The organism is Blastococcus sp. SYSU D00922 (genome assembly GCF_054050495.1).
Genome location: NZ_JBJGZL010000006.1, coordinates 171313 through 191636 on the forward strand (window position 1 = coordinate 171313; position 20324 = coordinate 191636).

Here is a 20324-nt window from a genome sequence, read left to right on the forward strand (position 1 = left end):
GTCAGTCCTCCGCCGGCGGGGCGAGGACGACGTGCACGGTGAGCGGACCCGTGCCGCCGACCACCGAGAGCGTCGCGATGCGGCCGGCGTCGATGAGGTCGGTCCGGGCCGCCTCGACGCGCGCCACCTGGTCCTCGGCGGCGATGACGGTCGCCGTCTCGACGTCCGCACGCATGGACACCTTGGCGTCGGACTTGGCCTTGCGGACACCCGCCAGCGCCTCGGCGGCCGCGGTCACCACCGCCGGGTCACCGCCCGCCGGGAGCTCGGAGGCGACCGGCCACGGCGCGCGGTGCACCGAGCCCGCCCGCCACCAGGACCAGACCTCCTCGGTCACGAACGGCAGCACGGGCGCGAACAGCCGCAGCTGCACCGCCAGGGCCAGGGCCAGGGCGGCCTGCGCCGACTCGGCGTCCGGCCCGGTCCGGTAGGCGCGGGACTTCACCAGCTCCACGTAGTCGTCGCAGAACGACCAGAAGAACGTCTCGGCGACCTCGAGGGCGCGGGTGTAGTTGAAGGCCTCCATCGCGGCCGTCGCCTCGTCGACGACCCCGGCCAGTGCGGTCAGCAGGCCCTGGTCGATCGGCTCGGTGACCCGGGCCGCGGCGGACTCCAGGTCGACGTCACCGGCGCCCAGCCCCAGGACGAACTTGCCGACGTTGAGGATCTTCATGGCCAGCCGGCGGCCGACCTTCATCTGCGCCTCGTCGAACGGGGAGTCCGCACCCGGCCGCGCGCCGGCCGCCCGCCAGCGAACGGCGTCGGTGCCGTAGCGCTCGAGGACGTCGACCGGCGTGGTCGCGTTGCCCTTCGACTTCGACATCTTCTTGCGGTCGGGGTCGACGACGAAGCCCGAGATCGTGGCGTGCGACCACGGCACGGTCCCGTGCTCGAAGTGCGACCGGACGACGGTGGAGAACAGCCAGGTGCGGATGATGTCGTGGGCCTGCGGCCGGACGTCCATCGGGAAGACCTTGGCGAACAGCTCCGGGTCGGTGTCCCAGCCCGAGGCCACCTGCGGCGACAGCGACGAGGTCGCCCAGGTGTCCATGACGTCGGGGTCGGCCATGAAGCCGCCCGGCTTGCCGCGCTGCGACTCCGTGAAGCCCTCGGGGACGTCGGAGGACGGGTCGACCGGCAGCGCGGACTCCGGCGCCAGGATCGGGTCCGCGTAGTCGGGCTCGCCCTCGTCGTCCAGCCGGTACCAGACCGGGAACGGCACCCCGAAGAACCGCTGGCGGCTGATCAGCCAGTCGCCGTTGAGGCCCTCGACCCAGTTCTCGTAACGGTGGCGCATGTGCTCGGGGACCCACTGGATCTCCTTGCCGCGGGCCACGAGCGCGTCGCGCAGGTCGGCGTCCCGGCCGCCGTTGCGGATGTACCACTGCCGCGTGGTGACGATCTCCAGCGGGCGCTCGCCCTTCTCGAAGAACTTCACCGGGTGGGTGATCGGCTTCGGCTCCCCGTCGAGGTGGCCGGCCTCCTTCAGCAGCTCCACGATCCGCTGCTGCGCGCTGAACACGGTCTTGCCGGCCAGCTCGTCGTAGGGGCGGGCGGGCACACCGGGCGGCGGGTCGGCCAGCAGCCGGCCGTCCCAGCCGATGATCGCCCGGGTGGGCAGCTGCAGCTCGCGCCACCAGGTGACGTCGTTGAGGTCGCCGAAGGTGCAGATCATCGCGATGCCCGAGCCCTTGTCCGGCTCGGCGAGGCGGTGGGCGACCACCGGCACCTCGACGTCGAACAGCGGCGTCCGGACGGTCTTCCCGAACAGCGGCTGGTACCGCTCGTCGTCGGGGTGGGCGACCAGCGCGACGCAGGCGGGCAGCAGCTCGGGGCGGGTGGTCTCGATGTAGACGACGCCCTCGCGGCTGGAGAACCCGATCCGGTGGTAGGCGCCGGGGCGCTCGCGGTCCTCGAGCTCGGCCTGGGCGACGGCGGTGCGGAACGTGACGTCCCAGAGGGTCGGCGCCTCCTGCGCGTAGGCCTCACCGCGGGCGAGGTTGTGCAGGAACATCCGCTGCGCGGTCGCGCGGGAGGATTCCGAGATGGTCCGGTAGACGTTCGACCAGTCCACCGACAGGCCGACGCGGCGCCAGAGCTTCTCGAACTCCGCCTCGTCCTCCTCCGTCAGCCGCATGCACAGCTCGACGAAGTTGCGGCGCGAGATCGGCAGCTGGTCCTTGGCCGGCTTCTCCGGCGGCTCGAACGAGGGGTCGTAGGGCAGCGACGGGTCGCACCGGACGCCGAAGTAGTTCTGCACCCGGCGCTCGGTCGGCAGGCCGTTGTCGTCCCAGCCCATCGGGTAGAAGACGTGCTTGCCACGCATCCGCTGGTAGCGGGCGACGAAGTCGGTGTGCGTGTAGCTGAACACGTGGCCGACGTGCAGCGAGCCGCTCGCCGTCGGCGGGGGAGTGTCGATCGACCAGATCTGGTCGCGCGGGCCGGCCAGCGCCGAGGCGCGGTCGAAGGCGTAGGTGTCCTCGGCCGCCCACCGCGCGACCCACTTCTCCTCGAGCCCGTCGATCGAGGGCTTCTCGGGTACGCCGACAGTGGTCCCCGGGGACGTCGGGTCCGGGCGGGAGATGTCGGCAACCATGCCCCGCATCCTAGGAACCGGTCGCAACGCGGTTCCGGCCGCGCCCGGGGGAACGCGGGGGCCGTGTCGTCCGTGAGGGGGACGTGGACTCGCTGCGCCTGCTGCTCAACCTCGTCTGGCTGGTGTTCCAGGGCTGGTTGCTCGCGCTGGCCTACCTGCTCGCCGGCGTCCTGGCCTGCCTCCTCGTCGTCACGATCCCGTTCGGGATCGCGTCCTTCCGCCTGGCCGGCTTCGTCCTGTGGCCCTTCGGGCGCACCACGGTCCCCGCCCCGGGAGCAGGGGTGGCCTCGGCCGTCGGCAACCTGCTGTGGTTCCTGGTCGCGGGGTGGTGGCTGGCGGTCCTCCACGTCGTCGCGGGCATCGGCTTCTGCCTCACGATCATCGGCATCCCGTTCGGCGTGGCCTCGTTCAAGCTGGCCGCCGTCGGGCTGTTCCCGCTCGGGAAGCGGGTGGTCGAGACGGAGCCGCCGCGGGACTGGATCCACGCCGGCAGCGCGGTCGCCCGGTAGGGGTGCGGCGGACCCCTGGCATCCTGGGGGCGTGAGCAGCAGCACCGGTGACATGGCCCGGGTGGAGAAGGAGCTGCTGGCCCGCTGGCCGGAGAACCGGCTCGAGCCGTCCCTGACCCGCATCACGGCCCTCGTCGACCTCCTCGGCTCGCCGCACCGCGCGATGCCCGTCATCCAGGTGGCCGGCACCAACGGCAAGACGACGACGGCGCGGATGATCGACGAGCTGCTGCGCGGGTTCGGCCTGCGCGTCGGCCGGTTCACCAGCCCGCACCTGCAGGAGATCCGCGAGCGGATCGTGCTGGACGGCGAGCCGGTGAGCGCCGAGCGGTTCGTCGAGACCTACGACGACATCGCCCCGTACGTGCAGATGGTCGACGCCGCCGGCGAGCACCCGATGAGCTTCTTCGAGGTGACGGTCGGCATGGCGTACGCGCTCTTCGCCGACGCTCCGGTCGACGTCGCCGTCATCGAGGTCGGCATGGGCGGCACCTGGGACGCCACCAACGTGGCGGACGCGCGGGTCGCCGTCGTCACCCCGGTCGACCTCGACCACGCCGAGTACCTCGGGCCGGACGTCGGCACGATCGCGGGGGAGAAGGCCGGGATCATCAAGGCCGACTCCATCGCGGTGCTGGCCCACCAGCAGCCGGCCGCCCTCGACTCCCTGGTCCGCCGGGCGGTCGAGGTGGAGGCGGTCGTCGCCCGAGAGGGCACCGAGTTCGGGGTGCTGGAGCGGCGGGTGGCCGTCGGCGGGCAGCAGGTGCGTCTGCAGGGCCTCGGCGGCGAGTACGAGGAGGTCTTCCTCCCGCTGTTCGGCGCCCACCAGGCGCAGAACGCCGTCACCGCGCTGGCCGCCGTCGAGGCGTTCCTGGGCGCGGGCGCCGCGACCGGGCCGATCGAGCAGGAGACGGTGCGGGCCGCGTTCGCCAACGTCCGCTCGCCCGGCCGCCTGGAGCGGGTGCGCACCAGCCCGACGGTCCTCGTCGACGCGGCGCACAACCCCGCCGGCATGGCCGCGACGGTCGACGCCGTCAAGGAGTCGTTCGACTTCACCCGGTTGATCGGCGTCGTCAGCTGCGTCGCCGGCAAGGACGTCGCCGGGATCCTCGCCGCGCTCGAGGACATCTGCGCGGAGCTCGTGGTGACCGAGAACAGCTCGCCGCGCGCGATGCCCGCCGACGAACTCGGTGCCCTCGCTGTCGAGATCTTCGGAGCCGACCGGGTCAGCGTGCAGCCGCACCTGGGGGAGGCGATCACCGAGGCGATCGAGCTGGCGGAGGCCGGCCCGGACGACGCGCTCGGCGGGTCGGGCGTGCTCGTCACGGGCAGCGTCATCACCGCCGGGGAGGCCCGCACCCTCATGGCGCGGAGGGGCGCGTGACCGCGCCCGACCCCGTCCGGGCGGGACGGGCGCTGAACGGCGCCGGCGCCGCCATCCTGGTGCTCGAGGGCATCGCCACCCTGTTCGTCCCGCGCGGGATCGCCCAGGACGGCAACGGGCTGACCGGCGTCGAGCTGACCTACCTGATCGTGCTCGCCGTCGTGCTGATCCTGTCGTCCGGGGTGCAGCGCCGGGAGCGGGGCGTGCTCATCGGCACGGTCCTGCAGGTGCCGCTGCTCCTGACCGGCCTGCTCAACCCCGTGATGTGGTTCGTCGCCGGGGCGTTCGTGCTCATCTGGCTGTACCTGCTGCAGATCCGCCGGGAGCTGCTGGGCACCCCCTTCGGGGCACCGCGGGCACCGGTTCCCGACGAGGGCGACGGGGGAGCGGCGCCCACCACGTAGGCTGCCGCCCCGTGACCGAACGCACTCTCGTCCTCGTCAAGCCCGACGGCGTCGCCCGTGGCCTCGTCGGTGAGGTGATCACCCGTCTGGAGCGCAAGGGCCTGCGGCTGGTCGCGGCCGAACTGCGCACGCTGACCCGGGAGACCGCCGAGACCCACTACGCCGAGCACCGCGAGCGGCCGTTCTTCGGCTCGCTGGTCGAGTTCATCACCGGCGGCCCGCTGATGGCGCTGGTGGTGGAGGGCCCGCGCGCCATCGAGGCGTTCCGCGCCCTCGCCGGCGCCACCGACCCGGTGAAGGCCGCTCCCGGCACCATCCGCGGCGACTTCGCCCTCGAGGTGCAGAACAACATCGTGCACGGCTCCGACTCGCCCGAGTCCGCCGAGCGCGAGGTGAAGCTCTTCTTCCCCGACCTGGGCTGAGTTCGGGTCCTCCGGCGGGCAGTGGCGGGCGCCACTCACCCGTCCGGGGGACGCGGCTCCCGGCCTGCTACGGAGGGTGCCGACGCCGCCCGATGGGGTGGTGTCGGCCCCACCAGGGGGTCTCGGAGCCCGAGGGGGCGTCGTGCGCACCAGGTCTGCCGCGCTGCGTTCCCTGCTGGGCGCCGTGCCGGTGGGGCTGCTGCTCGCGGGCGCCCTCGTCTGGCAGTCCACGGCGGCGGCCTTCACCGCGACCACCGACAACGCCGGCAACACCTGGCGGGCGGGGAGCGTCGCGCTCACCGACTCCGACGGTGGTTCCGCGCTGTTCGACTCGACCAGCGACGGCGCCCTCCAGCCGGGGTCCACCCGCGCGCGGTGCATCCGCGTCGACTACACCGGCGACCTCGCCGCCGACATCCGCCTGTACGTCACCACTCCGACCGCCGGCGCGGTCACGCTCGACCCGTACCTGGTCATGAGCGTGGAGCAGGGGCAGAACGTCGCGGCAGGCACGACGGTGAGCCCGGACTGCCTCGCCGGCTTCACCCCCACCTCGACGCCGACCTTCCTGTTCAACACCGCGTCGGCCAATCTCGGGTCCGCGGACCAGACGAAGACTCTGGCCGCCCTGAAGACCGCCAGCCCCGACTACGCCCGCGGGCTCCCGGTGGGCAGCGCCGTGCCGGGCGGCACGTCGCTCACCTTCCGCGTCACCTACTCGGTGCTCGACAACAACAACGCCCAGAACACCCGGTCGACGGCCACCTTCACCTGGGAAGCGCGGAACGTCCCGTGACCCGCGCCGAACGCGGTTCGGCGTCCAGCGCCGGCCGGGTGCGGTCGACGGCCCGCGTGGTCGTCGTCCTCGGCCTCACCGTGCTGACGGGGCTCGTGCTGGCCGCGCTCGCCCCGCTGGCGGCCGGCTACTCCGCTCACGTGGTGACGAGCGGCTCGATGGCCCCCAGGGTCAACCCCGGTGACGTGGTGGTCACCCACCCGGTCACCCCCGCCGAGCTGCGCACCGGCCAGGTGGTGCTCGTCCACGACCCCGGGGTGCCCGGGGGACTGCTGCTGCACCGGCTGGTCTCCTTCGACGAGGAGGGCCGGCTGGTCACCCGCGGGGATGCCAACCAGTCCGACGACAGCGTGCACGCCGAGCCGTCGGAGGTCCGGGGTCTGGCCGTGCTGCGCGTGCCGTGGGTGGGCCTGCCGGCGCTCTGGCGCGCGCAGGACCGGTACGGCGCCATCGCTGCGACCGCCGGCGTCCTGGCCGCCGCCGCCGTGTTCGCCAGCAGGGCGGGCCGGCGACGCGCGGGCGACGCCGAGCGGGACGACGCGCCGGGAAGCCCGGACGTCGACCCGGAGGCCCCCACCGCCTGGGACATCCCGCCCGTCCGCGACGCCGAGCCCGTGCGGGAGGTCCCGCCTGCCCGCGGGCTCCCGCCGGTCCCGGTCCCGGTGCCGCGGCAGGCGTCGCAACGCCCGCTCCCGCGGGCGCTCCCACCCGTCCCTGCCGCCCGCCCGAGGCGGCAGGGGGCTCCCGCCGTCGTGGCGGCGTTCCCGATCCACCCCGCGTCCAGCTCAAGCGCGGCCGTGCGCCTGTCGAAGACAGAGGCGGTGCGACCTGCCGCCGTGCGCAGCTTCGCGCGGCCCGCGGTCCCGACCACAGGAGGGGAGGGAAACAGTGCACCCACCCGTCAGCCACGTCCGCCGGTCTCGTTCGCGATCGGCGCTCCTCGCGACGATCGGGGTGCTGCTGTTCGGGCTCCTGGCCCTCGGGTCCGTCCGGCTGGCGACCGCGGCAACTGCGCCGACAGCGGCAGCTTCCGCGGTCAGCCTCGTCGATGACGACGGCGGCGCCGCGCTGTTCACCTCCGACGGCCTGAGCCCCGGTCGGGTGCAGTCCGCGTGCGTCGGGCTCACTGCCAGCGGCTCGGTCGACCCGGCCACCGAGGTGTCGCTGAACGCCGACGTGACGTCCGGCGGGCTGTCCCCCTACCTGCAGGTGTGGGTGGAGAGGGGGAGCGTGCCCGACGGCGGCACCTGCGGCACCTTCACCGGGACCGTCCTCTGGAGCGGGACGCTGGACTCCTTCCCGGACCCGGGCACCCCCGGCATCGCGACCGGGTGGCGTCCCGCCGCGACACAGCGCAGCGTGTACCGCTTCACCGTGACGGTGCTCGACGACCCCCGCGCCGCCAGCCTCAGCACCTCGGCCACCTTCCGCTGGGCGTTCACCGAGGCGGCCCCGCCGCCCCCGCCCCCACCACCGACGACCCCTCCGCCGCCGACGGCTCCGCCCATTGCCCCGTCGCCCCCGGTCGCCCCGCCGACCGTCGTGGTCCCGCCCACGACCGCGGCGCCCCAGGTGACCGACACCCCCGCCCGGGCGACGGAACGCACGGCGGGGGCTGCGCCCTCCACCTCGGGCGCGCCCGCCGACGTGACGACGGAGGCCACGCCGTCCACGTCGCCGTCCGTGCCCGTGTCGTCGGCCCCTGTGCCCCCGGCCGACGGCGGGAGCGAGCGCGTCGTCGAGGCGCCGCCGCTGGAGTCCGGCGCCGCAGCGGCGGTGCAGGCCGCCCTCGCGGCGGCCGGTCAGGTGGCCGCCGACGTCGGCCGCACGGTCGAGGCAGTGGCCCGGAACGGGCAGTACCCGCTGGCGCTGGTCGGCGTCGTCGCCGCCTTCCTCTTCTTGCAGGGCCGGCTGGACCGCCGAGATCCCAAGCTGGCGCTCGCGCGCGTGCGCGAGGAGCTGTCCGAGTACCGCGACTTCCCCGGACCACCCCACACGGAGACGACATGACCGCCCCCGCCCAGGCGTTGGAGATGGTGCCGCTGGCCGACCGGCTGCGGTGGCTGCTGGTGGTCCGGATCGGCGTGGTCGGGCTGCCCCTGGTGGCCTGGTTCGTCACCGGCGACCGTGGCGACCGGTCGCCGGCGGTGCTCGCCGTCCCCGGCCTGCTCCTCCTGCTCACCGGGCTGCTGCTGCAGTGGCGGTCACGCCGCGGGCGCCGCTGGGCGGTCGCGGCGTTGACCGTGCCCATCACCCTCGACGCCGTCTACCTGGGGTGGGCCTCGTACCTGACCGGCGGTCTGAGCGGACCGGTCGTGTACGTGATCGCGTTGCACGTGCTGGCGGTGACCCTGGTGGGCTCCTTCCGCACGGGCATGAAGATGGCGTTCTGGCACTCGCTCGTGGTGATGAGCCTGCTCCAGGCGGTCACCAGCGACGTGCTGCCGTCGAGCGGCCCCGGCACCGAGTTCGACAAGCTCCGGTACGGCGTCTTCCTGGCGGTCGTGTGGGTGACCGCCGTCACCACCGCCGTGCTGGCCGGGGTGAACGAGCGGGAGCTGCGGCGGCGGCGCTACGACGAGGCGGTGCTGCGCCGCCTGTCAGCGGCACTCCACGAGGCAGAGACCGGCGTCGAGGTCGCCGAGGCTCTCCTGGACTTCACCCTCGACGCCGGGGACGCCACGCTCGCCGCCGTCCAGTGCCGGCTGGGCGCCGGCGACTCGGAGACGAGCACGCTGGTGACCCGCAAGCGGCAGGACGAGCCGCTCGAGGTGCTCCGGGAGGTGGCCGAGCCCGGCTCCGGATCGCTCATCGAAGCGGTGATGGCGAAGGGCACCACGATGCTCGCCGCGATGCGCGCACCGGACCCGTGGGTGGACGACGTGCTCGACGGAGCGCCCCGGGTGGTCGCGGTGCCGTTCTCCATCGAGGGCCAGGGCACTGGCGCGCTGCTCTTCCAGAACGACGCCCGCGCCGGGTCCCGGATCGAGCAGCGCCGGGTGGCGGTCGTGGAGCAGGCGGTGGCGCACACCGCCACCGCCCTCGCCCGCGTCGCGCTGCTCGAGCAGCTGCAGCGCAGCGCCCTCACCGACGGCCTGACCGGGGTGGCCAACCGGCGCGCCTTCGACGTCGCGCTGACCCGGGAGATGGCGCTCGCCGGCCGCACCGATGCGGCGCTGGCCGTGATCATCCTCGACCTCGACAAGTTCAAGAGCCTCAACGACACCTACGGCCACCTCGCCGGTGACGACGTCCTCCGCGGGGTCGGCGCGGCCCTGCGGCAGTGCACCCGGCAGGGCGACCTCGTCGCCCGATACGGCGGCGAGGAGTTCGTGCTGCTGCTGCCCGGGGCGACCGAGGAGGAGGCCGTCGGCGTCGCCCGGCGGGTGCGCACCGTCCTGCGGGGCGTCGAGGGCCCGCGAACGATCACCGCCAGCCTCGGCATCGCCCGCTGGCCCGCCCATGGGTCCACCGGCCCGGAGCTGCTGGCCGCCGCCGACTCGGCGCTCTACGCCGCGAAGGAGCGGGGACGCGACCAGGCGCGCGTGGCCGGTCGCGAGGGTCCGGTCACCGGCGGCGACGGAGTCGACGTCCCCGACACCTGGGACGACGTCCGCCCGATCGACGTGCGGGCGGTGCCGGTGCCGCCCCCTCTGCGACCGGCCTCCGTCATCGGCTGACCCTCCGCGGCCGCGCCGCTCAACTCCGGGCACGTTTCTGCCGACATGGGGGAGGAGGACCCCGACCCACCGAGGGGCGGGCGGAGCGAGGAGGTGGGTGTGCGGGCGCACCGAGGTACCCGCCGAGGGCTGCGCGCCGTCGCCGCCGGGCTCGCGGCGTTGGCCCTCGTCCTCGCGCCGGCGGCCCTCGACGGCACCCGCGCGGCCTTCTCGGCGACGACGTCGAACGCCGGCGACGAGCTGGCCACCCGGCAGCTGCAGCCGCCGTCCGGCTTGACGGTGACCCAGAGCTGCGCCGCAGCCCCGGCGATCACGCGCCGCGCTTCCACCACCGACACCGGGACGGCGTCGGTGACCCTGCCGATGCCGGCCGGCACGACCGCGGGGGACTTCCTGCTGGCACACGTGGCCTACCACGACGGCGTCCAGCCGCTCACCGCGCCGAGCAGCTGGGCCCTGCTGGGGCAGACCACCAACTCGGGCAGCGTGACCTCGGCCGTCTACTGGAAGGTCGCGGGGACCGGCGAACCCGGTGCCGTCTTCAGGCATCCCGACACCAGCTCCGGCGTGCTGTTCGCCGGCGGCCTGACGGCTTTCCGCGGCGTCCGCCCCGTCACGCCTCTGTTCGCCGGCGTCGACGGCAGCTCCTCCACGCCGACCACGCCGTCGGTGAGCACCTCGAACTCCGGCGTGCAGGTGGTGCACCTGTTCTCCAAGACGCAGGGACCCGTGGACCCGGCTTCCGGGGCCACGGACTTCTACGGGGCCGCGACGGGCTCCGGCGACACCGTGCACGTGGGCATCCGGGGAGCCGGTGAGACGTTCGCGGGACCGGGGTCCACTCCTGCGCGCAGCGCCACCGCCGCCACCAGCTCGCGCTGGGTCGCCCAGACCGTCGTCCTGCAACGCGCCGCGGGCACGCCCTCGGCGAACCTGCAGTGGACGGCCAGCCCCAGCAGCTGGGCCGGCGGCTACGAGCTCACGCGCGAGGGCGGCGTCGTGCAGGCGCCCCAACCGGTGCCGGGCGTGGCCACCACGAGCGCGACGAACGGCCCCCTCGTCAACGGCACGAGCTACACCTTCCGGCTCACGACCTCCCGTGGCACCTGGCGGTCGACGGCCGTGGCGGCGGGACTCACCCCGAACTGCTGACGGCGTGCGCTCGGGAGTCGTCGTCGTCCTGCTCGGCACGGGAGGCTCGCGAGGAAGGCGGCTACCCTGGACGGGTCATGACTGGTCAGACCCTGTACCCCCGTCTCGAGCCACTTCTGGCGCAGATCCAGAAGCCGATCCAGTACGTCGGCGGTGAACTCAACTCCCAGGTCAAGCCGTGGGAGGACGCCGACGTCCACTGGGCGCTCATGTACCCCGACGCCTACGAGGTGGGGCTGCCCAACCAGGGCCTGATGATCCTGTACGAGGTGCTCAACGAGCGCCCGGACGCCCTCGCGGAGCGCACCTACGCGGTCTGGCCGGACCTCGCCGCCCTCATGCGCGAGCACGACGTCCCGCAGTTCACCGTCGACGGCCACCGCGCCGTCCGCGACTTCGACCTGCTCGGCGTCAGCTTCGCCACCGAGCTCGGCTACACAAACCTGCTCGAGGCGCTCGATCTCGCCGGCGTGCCGATCCACGCCGTCGACCGCGACGAGACCCACCCCGTCGTCGTCGCCGGCGGGCACGCCGCGTTCAACCCCGAGCCGGTCGCGGACTTCGTCGACTGCGCCGTCCTCGGTGACGGCGAGCAGGTGGTCGGCGACATCACCGACGTCGTCAAGGCGTGGAAGGCGCAGGGCCGGCCCGGCGGCCGCGTCGAGCTGCTGGCCCGCCTCGCCCGGGTCGAGGGGGTCTACGTCCCCGGCTTCTACGCCGTCACCTACGGGGCGGACGGCGCCATCGCCGAGGTGCTCCGCCTCCGCGACGACGTCCCGGCCAAGGTCGCCAAGCGCACGGTCATGGACCTCGACGAGTGGCCGTACCCCAAGACGCCGATCGTGCCGCTGGCCGAGAGCGTCCACGAACGGATGAGCGTCGAGATCTTCCGCGGCTGCACCCGCGGCTGCCGCTTCTGCCAGGCCGGGATGATCACCCGCCCGGTCCGCGAGCGGACGATCACCGGCATCGGCTCGATGGTGGAGCAGGGGCTCAAGGCGACCGGCTACGAGGAGGTCGGGCTGCTGTCGCTCTCCAGCGCCGACCACTCCGAGATCGGACAGCTCGCCAAGCAGCTCGCCGACCGCTACGAGGGCACGAACACCAGCCTCAGCCTGCCGTCGACCCGGGTCGACGCCTTCAACGTCACGCTCGCCAACGAGCTGTCCCGCAACGGCCGCCGGTCCGGGCTCACCTTCGCCCCCGAGGGCGGCAGCGAGCGGATCCGCCGGGTGATCAACAAGACGGTGTCCAAGGAGGACCTCGTCCGCACGGTCACCACGGCCTACGCCAACGGCTGGACGCAGGTGAAGCTCTACTTCATGTGCGGCCTCCCGACGGAGACCGACGAGGACGTCCTCGAGATCGCCGAGCTGGCGGTCGAGGTGATCCGGGCCGGGCGCGAGGCCAGCGGCCGCAAGGACATCCGCTGCACCGTGTCCATCGGTGGCTTCGTGCCCAAGCCGCACACCCCGTTCCAGTGGGCGAGCCAGGCCAGCGCCGAGACCATCGACCACCGGTTGAGGGTTCTCCGCCAGGCGATCAACGCCGACCGCCGCATCGGCCGGTCGATCGGCCTGCGCTACCACGACGGCAAGCCCGGCGTGATCGAGGGACTGCTCTCCCGCGGCGACCGCCGCGTCGGCCGGGTCATCGAGCGGGTGTGGCGCGACGGCGGCAAGTTCGACGGCTGGAGCGAGCACTTCTCCTTCGACCGCTGGACGCAGGCGGCCGCCGAGGAGCTCAGCACCTTCGGTGTCGACCTCGACTGGTTCACCACCCGCGAGCGCACCGAGCACGAGATCCTGCCCTGGGACCACCTGGACTCCGGGCTGGACAAGGAGTGGCTCTGGGAGGACTGGCAGGAGGCACTGAGCGAGGAGGAGGTCGCCGACTGCCGGTGGACCCCCTGCTACGACTGCGGCGTCTGCCCGACCATGGGGACCGAGATCCAGATCGGCCCGACCGGGCGCACCCTGCTGCCGCTCACCGTCGTCTGATGGCCCGCCAGCCCGACGGGCCGCCTCCGCCGCCGACCGTCCAGAAGCTGCGCATCCGCTACGCCAAGCGGGGACGCCTGCGCTTCGCGAGCCACCGCGACCTCGCCCGCACCCTGGAGCGGGCGCTGCGACGCGCCCGGGTGCCGATGGCGTTCTCCGCCGGCTTCAGCCCGCACCCGAAGATCTCCTACATCGGGGCGGCGCCGACGGGTGCGGCGAGCGAGGCCGAGTACGTGGAGATCGGCCTGGCGGTGGCCTGCGACCCCGAGGCGGTGCGCGCCGCGCTCGACGCCTCGCTGCCCGACGAGGTGGCGATCCTCGAGTGCGTGGAGGCGGCCGAGGGCACGGGGTCGCTGGCCGACCGCATCGACACCTCGGTCTGGCGGGTCGAGCTGCCCGGCGTCGTCCCGGCCGAGCTGGCGACCGCGGTCGCGGAGTTCCTCTCCCGCGACGTCGTCACCGTCGCCAAGCGGACGAAGAACGGCCTCAAGGACATCGACGCCCGCGCGTCCGTCGCCAGCGCGTCGGCGGGCGAGGAGGCAGGTTGTGCCATACTGCACATGGTCGTCCGGCAGCTGACGCCCGCTGTACGACCTGACGACGTGTTGGCCGCCCTGGCTGCCGTCGCCGACCTGCACCCGCCGTTGCCTCCCCGGGCCGTGCGTGAGGCGCAGGGCCGGCTCGACGACACCGGGACCGTGGCCGATCCGCTCGGTCCCGACCGCGCGGCGCGCCCCCTCCGGGAGCACGCGGCGATCTGACCAGGCGGATCCCCGGTGGCCTCCCGCCGTCGAGCGCCACGGCTGCCAGGCGTGACGCGCCCCGGATCCGGGCCACCCGGCCCGGACCCACCAGACCACCGCACCACCGCCAGACCCGCAGTACCGGACCGGCCCCCGGCCGGGACGGGCACCACCGCAGTGCGGCTCCCGCCGCGGCAACCGCCGCGCGGAGGCCGACAACAGACTTCCGCAGGACGAGCCACACCCGCCGAAACCCGTGAGGCGGCCCGCCCCGCCCAACCCGTGCTCCTGCGCGGCCGCCAGTCATCCGATCGGCGCCCGGGAGCACATGAGGAGACCAGCCCTCGTGGCCGATGACGACACCACCAGCACCACCGGAGAGACGACCCGGGACGACGAGGTGACCGAGGTCCCCGCCGTCTCGGAGGACTCCTCCGTCCCCGAGGACGGCGAGGCCCAGGCCGCCGCCGAGCCGGAGCCCGAGCCGGAGCCGGAGCCCGAGGAGGAGCACGAGCCGGAGCCGGAGCTGCCCCGCTTCGCCACCGCCTTCAGCTCGCCCGAGCCGACCGCCGTCGTGGCCCGGCCGCGCCGCCGGGCCACCCGCTCGGTCATCGCCGCCGACCCCGACTCCGTCGAGGCGCCCGCCCCCGCTCCCGCGCCGGTGGCCCCGGCGTTCGTGAGCTTCGTGGCGCCCAGCGAGGTGGACGCGCCGCCCGCCCCGCGGCGCCGCAGCCGCCGTCCGGTCGAGGCCGCGGAGCCCGAGGTCGTCGACGAGCCGGCCGTCGACGAGGACGACGACCTCGAGTCCGACGCGCCGCCGCGGCCCCGCCGCAGCCGCTCCCGCCGCCGCCCGGCCCCGGCCGACGCCGACGAAGCCGGTGACGAGACCGAGGACGCCGACACCGAGGACGCCGACGCCGACGAGGCGGAGGACCGCGAGGAAGGCGGCACCGGGAGCCGGCGCCGCCGCCGGGGCCGTCGCGGCCGCGGCCGTGGCCGCTCCGGGGAGGACAGCGGCGACGAGGACTCCGCCGAGGACAGTTCCGACGCCGACGAGGACGAGGAGGACGCCGAGTCCTCCGACGACTCCGGCGAGTCCGACACCGACGAGGCCGAGGGCACGTCCAGCACCCGCCGCCGCCGGCGCCGCCGTCGCCGCAGCGGCAGCGGGGGATCCGGCGAGGCCGGGAGCGACGACTCCGACGACGACGACCGTCCCGAGCGCGCCGGCCGCAACGGCCGGCTCACCAGCGACGACGACGTCCGCGGCGTCTCCGGCTCCACCCGCCTCGAGGCCAAGCGCCAGCGCCGCCGGGACGGCCGGGACACCGGTCGCCGCCGCGCGCCGATCCTCACCGAGAGCGAGTTCCTCGCCCGCCGCGAGGCCGTGGACCGCAAGATGGTCATCCGCCAGCGCGGCGAGCGGACGCAGATCGCCGTCCTCGAGGACGACATCCTCGTCGAGCACTACGTGACGCAGGCGTCGGCGACGTCCTTCGCCGGGAACGTCTACCTCGGCCGGGTGCAGAACGTGCTGCCCAGCATGGAGGCGGCGTTCGTCGACATCGGCAAGGGGCGCAACGCCGTCCTCTACGCCGGCGAGGTCAACTGGGACGCCGCCGGCCTCTCGGGCAAGCAGCGCTCGATCGAGACCGCGCTCAAGTCCGGCGACAAGGTGCTCGTCCAGGTCACCAAGGACCCGATCGGCCACAAGGGCGCCCGGCTGACGCAGCAGATCAACCTGCCCGGCCGCTTCCTGGTCTTCGTGCCCGGTGGCTCCATGACCGGCATCAGCCGGAAGCTGCCCGACACCGAGCGCCAGCGGCTCAAGGACATCCTCAAGAAGATCGTCCCCGAGGACGCCGGCGTCATCATCCGGACCGCCGCGGAGGGCGCCTCGGAGGAGGAGCTCACCCGCGACGTCAACCGGCTGACCGCGCAGTGGGAGGTCATCCAGAAGAAGGCGGAGACCTCGAGCAGCGCGCCGACCCTGCTCTACGGCGAGCCGGACCTCGCGATCCGGGTCATCCGCGACGTCTTCAACGAGGACTTCAAGGAGCTCGTCGTCTCCGGCGACGACGCCTGGGACACCGTCGAGGCCTACGTCGCCCACGTCTCCCCGGAGCTGGTCGGCCGGCTGACCCGCTACACCGGCACCGGCGACGTCTTCCACGACCTGCGCATCGACGAGCAGCTGGCCAAGGCGCTCGACCGCAAGGTGTGGCTGCCCTCCGGCGGGTCGCTTGTGATCGACCGCACCGAGGCCATGACCGTCGTCGACGTCAACACCGGCAAGTTCGTCGGGTCGGGCGGCAACCTCGAGCAGACCGTCACGCGCAACAACATGGAGGCGGCCGAGGAGATCGTCCGCCAGCTCCGGCTGCGCGACATCGGCGGCATCATCGTCATCGACTTCATCGACATGGTCCTCGAGAGCAACCGCGACCTCGTGCTGCGGCGGCTCACCGAGTGCCTGGGTCGCGACCGCACCAAGCACCAGGTCGCCGAGGTCACCTCGCTCGGCCTGGTGCAGATGACCCGCAAGCGGGTCGGCCAGGGCCTGCTCGAGGTCTTCTCCGAGCCGTGCGAGCACTGCCGCGGCCGGGGTGTCATCGTCAGCACCGACCCGGTCGACGAGAAGCGCCGGGGCGGCGGGAACGGCAGCGGGGGCGGGAACGGCGCCGGGAGCAACGGCGGCGGCAACGGCCGTCGCGACCGCTCCGGCCCGCGCGACGCGGCGAAGGACCAGCCCAAGGACCAGGCCAAGGACGCCGGCGAGACCGTCGCCGCGCCCGAGGAGCCCGCGGCCGACACCGGGGACGGCGACGCCCCCGAGGGCGGCCGCAGCGGTGGACGCCGCAACCGCGGCCGCCGCGGCCGCGGCCAGTCGGGGGAGGAGCGGGCCGCCGAGGACGCCGCGGTGATCGCCGGTACCGACGCGGAGGCGGAGGAGGCCCCCGCCGTCGAGACCCCCGCGGATGCGGCTCCCGAGGCAGCGGCCGAGCCGGCTGCCCCGGAGGCCGACGCCGAGGCGACGGTCGTCGCTGCGGCCGAGGTCGCCCCCGTCGAGACCCCCGCCGCGGAGCAGCCCCCGGTGGAGGAGCAGGCCGTCGCGGCCCCCGAACCGGCCGAAGCCGCCGCGCGTCCCCGTCGTCGCCGGGCGGCCAGCCGCCCGGCGGGACCGCCGGTGTCCTGACGCCGCACAGGTCACGTCGACCGGCGTAGCGCCCTCAGGTACGCTGGTCGGGTTGCACCGCCACCGCGCGGGCGCCCCAGGGTGCCGCCGGGTCAGGCGAACGCAGCCCGTCCAGCACCCGGCGTCGCTCCGGTCTGCGCGCCGGAACAAGAGCTAGACAAGAAGAGCAACGAGGAGTCAGTGGTGTACGCAGTGGTGAAGGCCGGTGGCAGCCAGCACAAGGTGGCCGTGGGCGACACGTTCACGATCAACCGCCTGGCCGGCGCCGCGGGCGACACGGTCGCTCTCCCGGCCATCCTGCTGGTGGACGGCGACACCGTCACCAGCGACGCGGCGACCCTGGCCAAGGTGACCGTGACCGGCGAGATCGTCGAGCACGGCAAGGGCCCGAAGATCCGCATCCACAAGTTCAAGAACAAGACCGGCTACCACAAGCGGCAGGGGCACCGTCAGCCCCTGACCAGCGTCGTGGTCCGCGACATCTCGAAGGGCTGACGCCGACATGGCACACAAGAAGGGCGCATCGTCGTCCCGCAACGGTCGTGACTCCAACGCGCAGCGCCTCGGCGTGAAGCGTTTCGGCGGCCAGGTCGTCAAGGCCGGCGAGATCATCGTCCGCCAGCGCGGCACCCACTTCCACCCGGGCCTGGGTGTCGGTCGCGGTGGCGACGACACGCTGTTCGCGCTCGAGGCCGGTGCGGTCACCTTCGGCACGCGGCGGGGACGCAAGACCGTCTCCATCTCGGCCGTCGAGGCCTGATCACTCGATCCAACCGCTCACGAGCGCACGGGCCGGCCGGCCCGTGCGCTCGTGGCGTCTCCAGGGGTAGCTGACACATGGCCGCATTCGTCGATCGCGTCGTGGTGCACGTGGCGGCCGGCAACGGCGGCCACGGCGTCTCCTCGATCCACCGCGAGAAGTTCAAGCCGCTCGGCGGTCCCGACGGCGGCAACGGTGGGGACGGCGGGGACGTCGTCCTCGAGGTCGACCCCAGCGTGCACACGCTGCTGGACTTCCACCACCGCCCGCACCAGAAGGCCGGCAACGGCCGCCCGGGCGAGGGCAGCAACCGGCACGGCGCCAAGGGCGAGGACAAGGTCCTCAAGGTCCCGGCCGGCACGGTGGTCAGCACCCCCGACGGCCGGGTCATCGCCGACCTCGTCGGTGCCGGTACCCGCGTGGTGCTGGCCAAGGGCGGCAAGGGTGGGCTCGGCAACGCCGCCCTGGCCAACGCCCGCCGCAAGGCGCCCGGCTTCGCGCTGCTCGGCGAGGACGGCGAGGCGTTCGACGCCGTCATCGAGCTCAAGAGCATCGCCGACGTCGGCCTGGTCGGGTTCCCCTCGGCGGGCAAGTCGTCGCTGATCGCGGCGATGTCCTCGGCCCGCCCGAAGATCGCCGACTACCCGTTCACCACGCTGGTGCCCAACCTCGGCGTGATCCGCTCCGGTGACACCGTCTACACGATGGCCGACGTCCCGGGCCTGATCCCGGGTGCCTCCACCGGCAAGGGCCTGGGCGTGCAGTTCCTCCGCCACGTCGAGCGCTGCGCCGTCCTGGTGCACGTCGTCGACATGGCGACGATGGAGCCCGGCCGCGACCCGGAGAGCGACATCGAGGCCCTCGAGCACGAGCTCGCCGAGTACGGCGGCGAGGAGCTCGACCTCGTGGGCCGGCTCCGGATCGCCGTCCTGAACAAGATCGACGTGCCCGACGCCCGCGACCTGGTCGACCTGGTGCGCGGCACGCTGGAAAAGCGCGGCCTGGACGTCTACCCGGTCAGCGCGGCCACGGGCGAGGGGCTCAAGGAGTTCGGCTTCGCCCTCGCCGCCGCCGTCGAGGAGCACCGGGCGAGCCTGCCCCCGATGGAGCCGGCGCGGGTCACGGTCACGCCGAAGGCCGTGGACGACTCGGGCTTCACCGTCGAGCGCGACACCGAGTACACCGACGGTTTCGTGGTGCGCGGCGTGAAGCCGGAGCGCTGGGTCCGGCAGACCGACTTCACCAACGACGAGGCGGTCGGCTTCCTCGCCGACCGGCTCAACCGGCTCGGCGTCGAGGAGGAGCTGGCCAAGGCCGGCGCCGTCGAGGGCGACGCCGTCACGATCGGCGGCGTCACGTTCGACTGGGTGCCGACCCTGCCCGCCGGCACGCTCACCGTCGAGGAGTCCGCGGGCCTGGGCGGCCGCGGCACCGACGCGCGCATCGACGCGCCGCACCGCATCCGCGCCCAGGAGCGGCTGGCCGCCAAGAAGGCCCGCCGCACGCCCTACGAGCTCAGCGAGGACGGCTGGACGGACGACGACCTCCCGGACGACGCGCGGTGAGCGCCCGGGAGCGGATCGCGGGCGCCCGCCGGGTCGTCGTCAAGGTCGGGTCCTCGTCGCTGACCACCCTCCCCGGTGGGCTGGACCCCGCCCGCCTGTCGGCGCTCGTCGACGTCCTGGCCGCCGTCCGGGCGCAGGGCCGCGAGGTCGTGCTGGTGTCCTCCGGGGCCATCGCCGCCGGTCTCGCCCCGCTCGGGGTCGCGGGCCGGCCGCGAGACCTGGCCACGGCGCAGGCCGCGGCGAGCGTCGGCCAGCTGCGGCTGGTGCAGACCTACGCCGACGCGTTCTCCACGCACGACATCACGGTCGGCCAGGTGCTGCTGACCGCCGACGACCTCACCCGCCGCAGCCACTACCGCAACGCCCACCAGACGATGGAGCGGCTGCTCGCGCTGGGCGCGCTGCCGATCGTCAACGAGAACGACACCGTCGCCACCGAGGAGATCCGGTTCGGCGACAACGACCGGCTGGCCGCGCTGGTGGCGCACGTGGCGCAGGCCGACGCGCTGGTGCTGCTGTCCGACGTCGACGGCGTCTACGACGGCGACCCCCGGATCGGCCCGGCGCAGCTGGTCGACACCGTCTCCTCGCCGGACGACCTGGCCGCGGTCACCCTCGGCACCGCCAAGCGCAACGGCGTCGGCACCGGGGGCATGGCAACCAAGGTCGAGGCCGCTTTCATCGCCGCCCACGCGGGCGTGCCGGTCGTGGTCACCTCCACCCCGCAGGCCGCCGCCGCGCTCGCCGGCGAGCAGGTGGGCACGCTGTTCGAGCCGATGGGCCGGCGGCCCAGCGCCCGCCAGTTCTGGCTGCGCTACGCCAGCCGCCCCCGCGGCCGGGTGCTGCTCGACGAGGGCGCGGTCCGGGCGGTCCGCGAGCGGCACGCGTCCCTTCTGGCCGCGGGCATCACCGGCGTCGTCGGCGACTTCCTCGCCGACGACCCGGTGGAGCTCGTCGGTCCGGACGGCGCCGTCGTCGCCCGCGGGCTGGTCGCCTACGACGCGCGGGAGATGCCCGCGCTGCTCGGCCGCAAGACCGGCGACCTCGCGCCCGAGCACCGCCGCGAGGTCGTCCACCGCGACGAGATGGTGCTGATCAGGCGCTGATCACGGGCTGA

The 20324-nt window shown here is 74.0% G+C and carries 17 protein-coding genes; 16 read left to right on the forward strand and 1 reads right to left on the reverse strand.

Features of this window, described 5'->3' with window-relative positions; genetic code table 11:
• Nucleotide 1: 1 nt before the first annotated feature.
• A complete protein-coding gene (gene valS, locus ACI78T_RS11145) occupies nucleotides 2-2596 on the reverse strand; it encodes a valine--tRNA ligase (protein ID WP_456558158.1) in 2595 nt (864 codons plus the stop codon).
• Nucleotides 2597-2679: 83 nt separating this feature from the next.
• Between valS and ACI78T_RS11150 the strand changes: the two genes are divergently transcribed.
• The 16 genes from ACI78T_RS11150 (at nucleotide 2680) to proB (ending at nucleotide 20313) form a co-directional block, all read left to right on the forward strand.
• On the forward strand, nucleotides 2680-3105 hold the full coding sequence (locus ACI78T_RS11150; RefSeq protein WP_456558159.1) for a YccF domain-containing protein: 426 nt from the start codon (nucleotides 2680-2682) through the stop codon (nucleotides 3103-3105).
• 31 nt (nucleotides 3106-3136) lie between these two features.
• Entirely contained in the window at nucleotides 3137-4489 is a 1353-nt protein-coding gene (locus tag ACI78T_RS11155; protein WP_456558160.1) for a bifunctional folylpolyglutamate synthase/dihydrofolate synthase, read from the forward strand.
• The gene (locus ACI78T_RS11160) at nucleotides 4486-4893 is read left to right on the forward strand and encodes a DUF4233 domain-containing protein (RefSeq protein ID WP_456558161.1); all 408 of its coding nucleotides are present in this window, start codon (nucleotides 4486-4488) and stop codon (nucleotides 4891-4893) included. Before ACI78T_RS11155 ends, ACI78T_RS11160 begins: the two co-directional genes overlap by 4 nt.
• An 11-nt stretch (nucleotides 4894-4904) precedes the next feature.
• Complete coding sequence (gene ndk / locus ACI78T_RS11165; RefSeq protein WP_456558162.1) at nucleotides 4905-5315, forward strand: nucleoside-diphosphate kinase; 411 nt, start codon at nucleotides 4905-4907, stop codon at nucleotides 5313-5315.
• Nucleotides 5316-5457: 142 nt separating this feature from the next.
• Nucleotides 5458-6111 (forward strand): hypothetical protein, encoded by a 654-nt coding sequence (locus ACI78T_RS11170; RefSeq protein ID WP_456558163.1) that lies wholly within the window; start codon nucleotides 5458-5460, stop codon nucleotides 6109-6111.
• On the forward strand, nucleotides 6108-7163 hold the full coding sequence (locus tag ACI78T_RS11175) for a signal peptidase I (RefSeq protein WP_456558164.1): 1056 nt from the start codon (nucleotides 6108-6110) through the stop codon (nucleotides 7161-7163). Before ACI78T_RS11170 ends, ACI78T_RS11175 begins: the two co-directional genes overlap by 4 nt.
• 49 nt (nucleotides 7164-7212) lie before the next feature.
• Nucleotides 7213-8121 carry a hypothetical protein gene (locus ACI78T_RS11180; protein ID WP_456558165.1) on the forward strand — a complete coding sequence of 303 codons (909 nt, stop codon included), beginning with the start codon at nucleotides 7213-7215 and terminating at the stop codon, nucleotides 8119-8121.
• Nucleotides 8118-9791, forward strand: a complete 1674-nt coding sequence (locus ACI78T_RS11185; protein ID WP_456558166.1) for a diguanylate cyclase — start codon at nucleotides 8118-8120, stop codon at nucleotides 9789-9791. Before ACI78T_RS11180 ends, ACI78T_RS11185 begins: the two co-directional genes overlap by 4 nt.
• A 99-nt stretch (nucleotides 9792-9890) precedes the next feature.
• The gene (locus tag ACI78T_RS11190; RefSeq protein WP_456558167.1) at nucleotides 9891-10943 is read left to right on the forward strand and encodes a hypothetical protein; all 1053 of its coding nucleotides are present in this window, start codon (nucleotides 9891-9893) and stop codon (nucleotides 10941-10943) included.
• A 77-nt stretch (nucleotides 10944-11020) separates the two neighbouring features.
• Nucleotides 11021-12943 carry a TIGR03960 family B12-binding radical SAM protein gene (locus tag ACI78T_RS11195; protein WP_456558168.1) on the forward strand — a complete coding sequence of 641 codons (1923 nt, stop codon included), beginning with the start codon at nucleotides 11021-11023 and terminating at the stop codon, nucleotides 12941-12943.
• Nucleotides 12943-13704 carry a TIGR03936 family radical SAM-associated protein gene (locus ACI78T_RS11200; protein WP_456558169.1) on the forward strand — a complete coding sequence of 254 codons (762 nt, stop codon included), beginning with the start codon at nucleotides 12943-12945 and terminating at the stop codon, nucleotides 13702-13704. The genes ACI78T_RS11195 and ACI78T_RS11200 overlap by 1 nt, the downstream gene beginning before the upstream one ends.
• A 328-nt stretch (nucleotides 13705-14032) precedes the next feature.
• Nucleotides 14033-16882 (forward strand): Rne/Rng family ribonuclease, encoded by a 2850-nt coding sequence (locus tag ACI78T_RS11205; RefSeq protein ID WP_456558170.1) that lies wholly within the window; start codon nucleotides 14033-14035, stop codon nucleotides 16880-16882.
• A 183-nt stretch (nucleotides 16883-17065) separates the two neighbouring features.
• The gene (rplU, locus tag ACI78T_RS11210) at nucleotides 17066-17377 is read left to right on the forward strand and encodes a 50S ribosomal protein L21 (protein ID WP_456558171.1); all 312 of its coding nucleotides are present in this window, start codon (nucleotides 17066-17068) and stop codon (nucleotides 17375-17377) included.
• A 7-nt stretch (nucleotides 17378-17384) separates the two neighbouring features.
• Complete coding sequence (gene rpmA, locus ACI78T_RS11215; protein WP_091379203.1) at nucleotides 17385-17642, forward strand: 50S ribosomal protein L27; 258 nt, start codon at nucleotides 17385-17387, stop codon at nucleotides 17640-17642.
• A gap of 77 nt (nucleotides 17643-17719) precedes the next feature.
• A complete protein-coding gene (gene obgE, locus ACI78T_RS11220) occupies nucleotides 17720-19207 on the forward strand; it encodes a GTPase ObgE (protein WP_456558172.1) in 1488 nt (495 codons plus the stop codon).
• Complete coding sequence (gene proB, locus ACI78T_RS11225; RefSeq protein WP_456558173.1) at nucleotides 19204-20313, forward strand: glutamate 5-kinase; 1110 nt, start codon at nucleotides 19204-19206, stop codon at nucleotides 20311-20313. Before obgE ends, proB begins: the two co-directional genes overlap by 4 nt.
• Nucleotides 20314-20324: the final 11 nt, after the last annotated feature.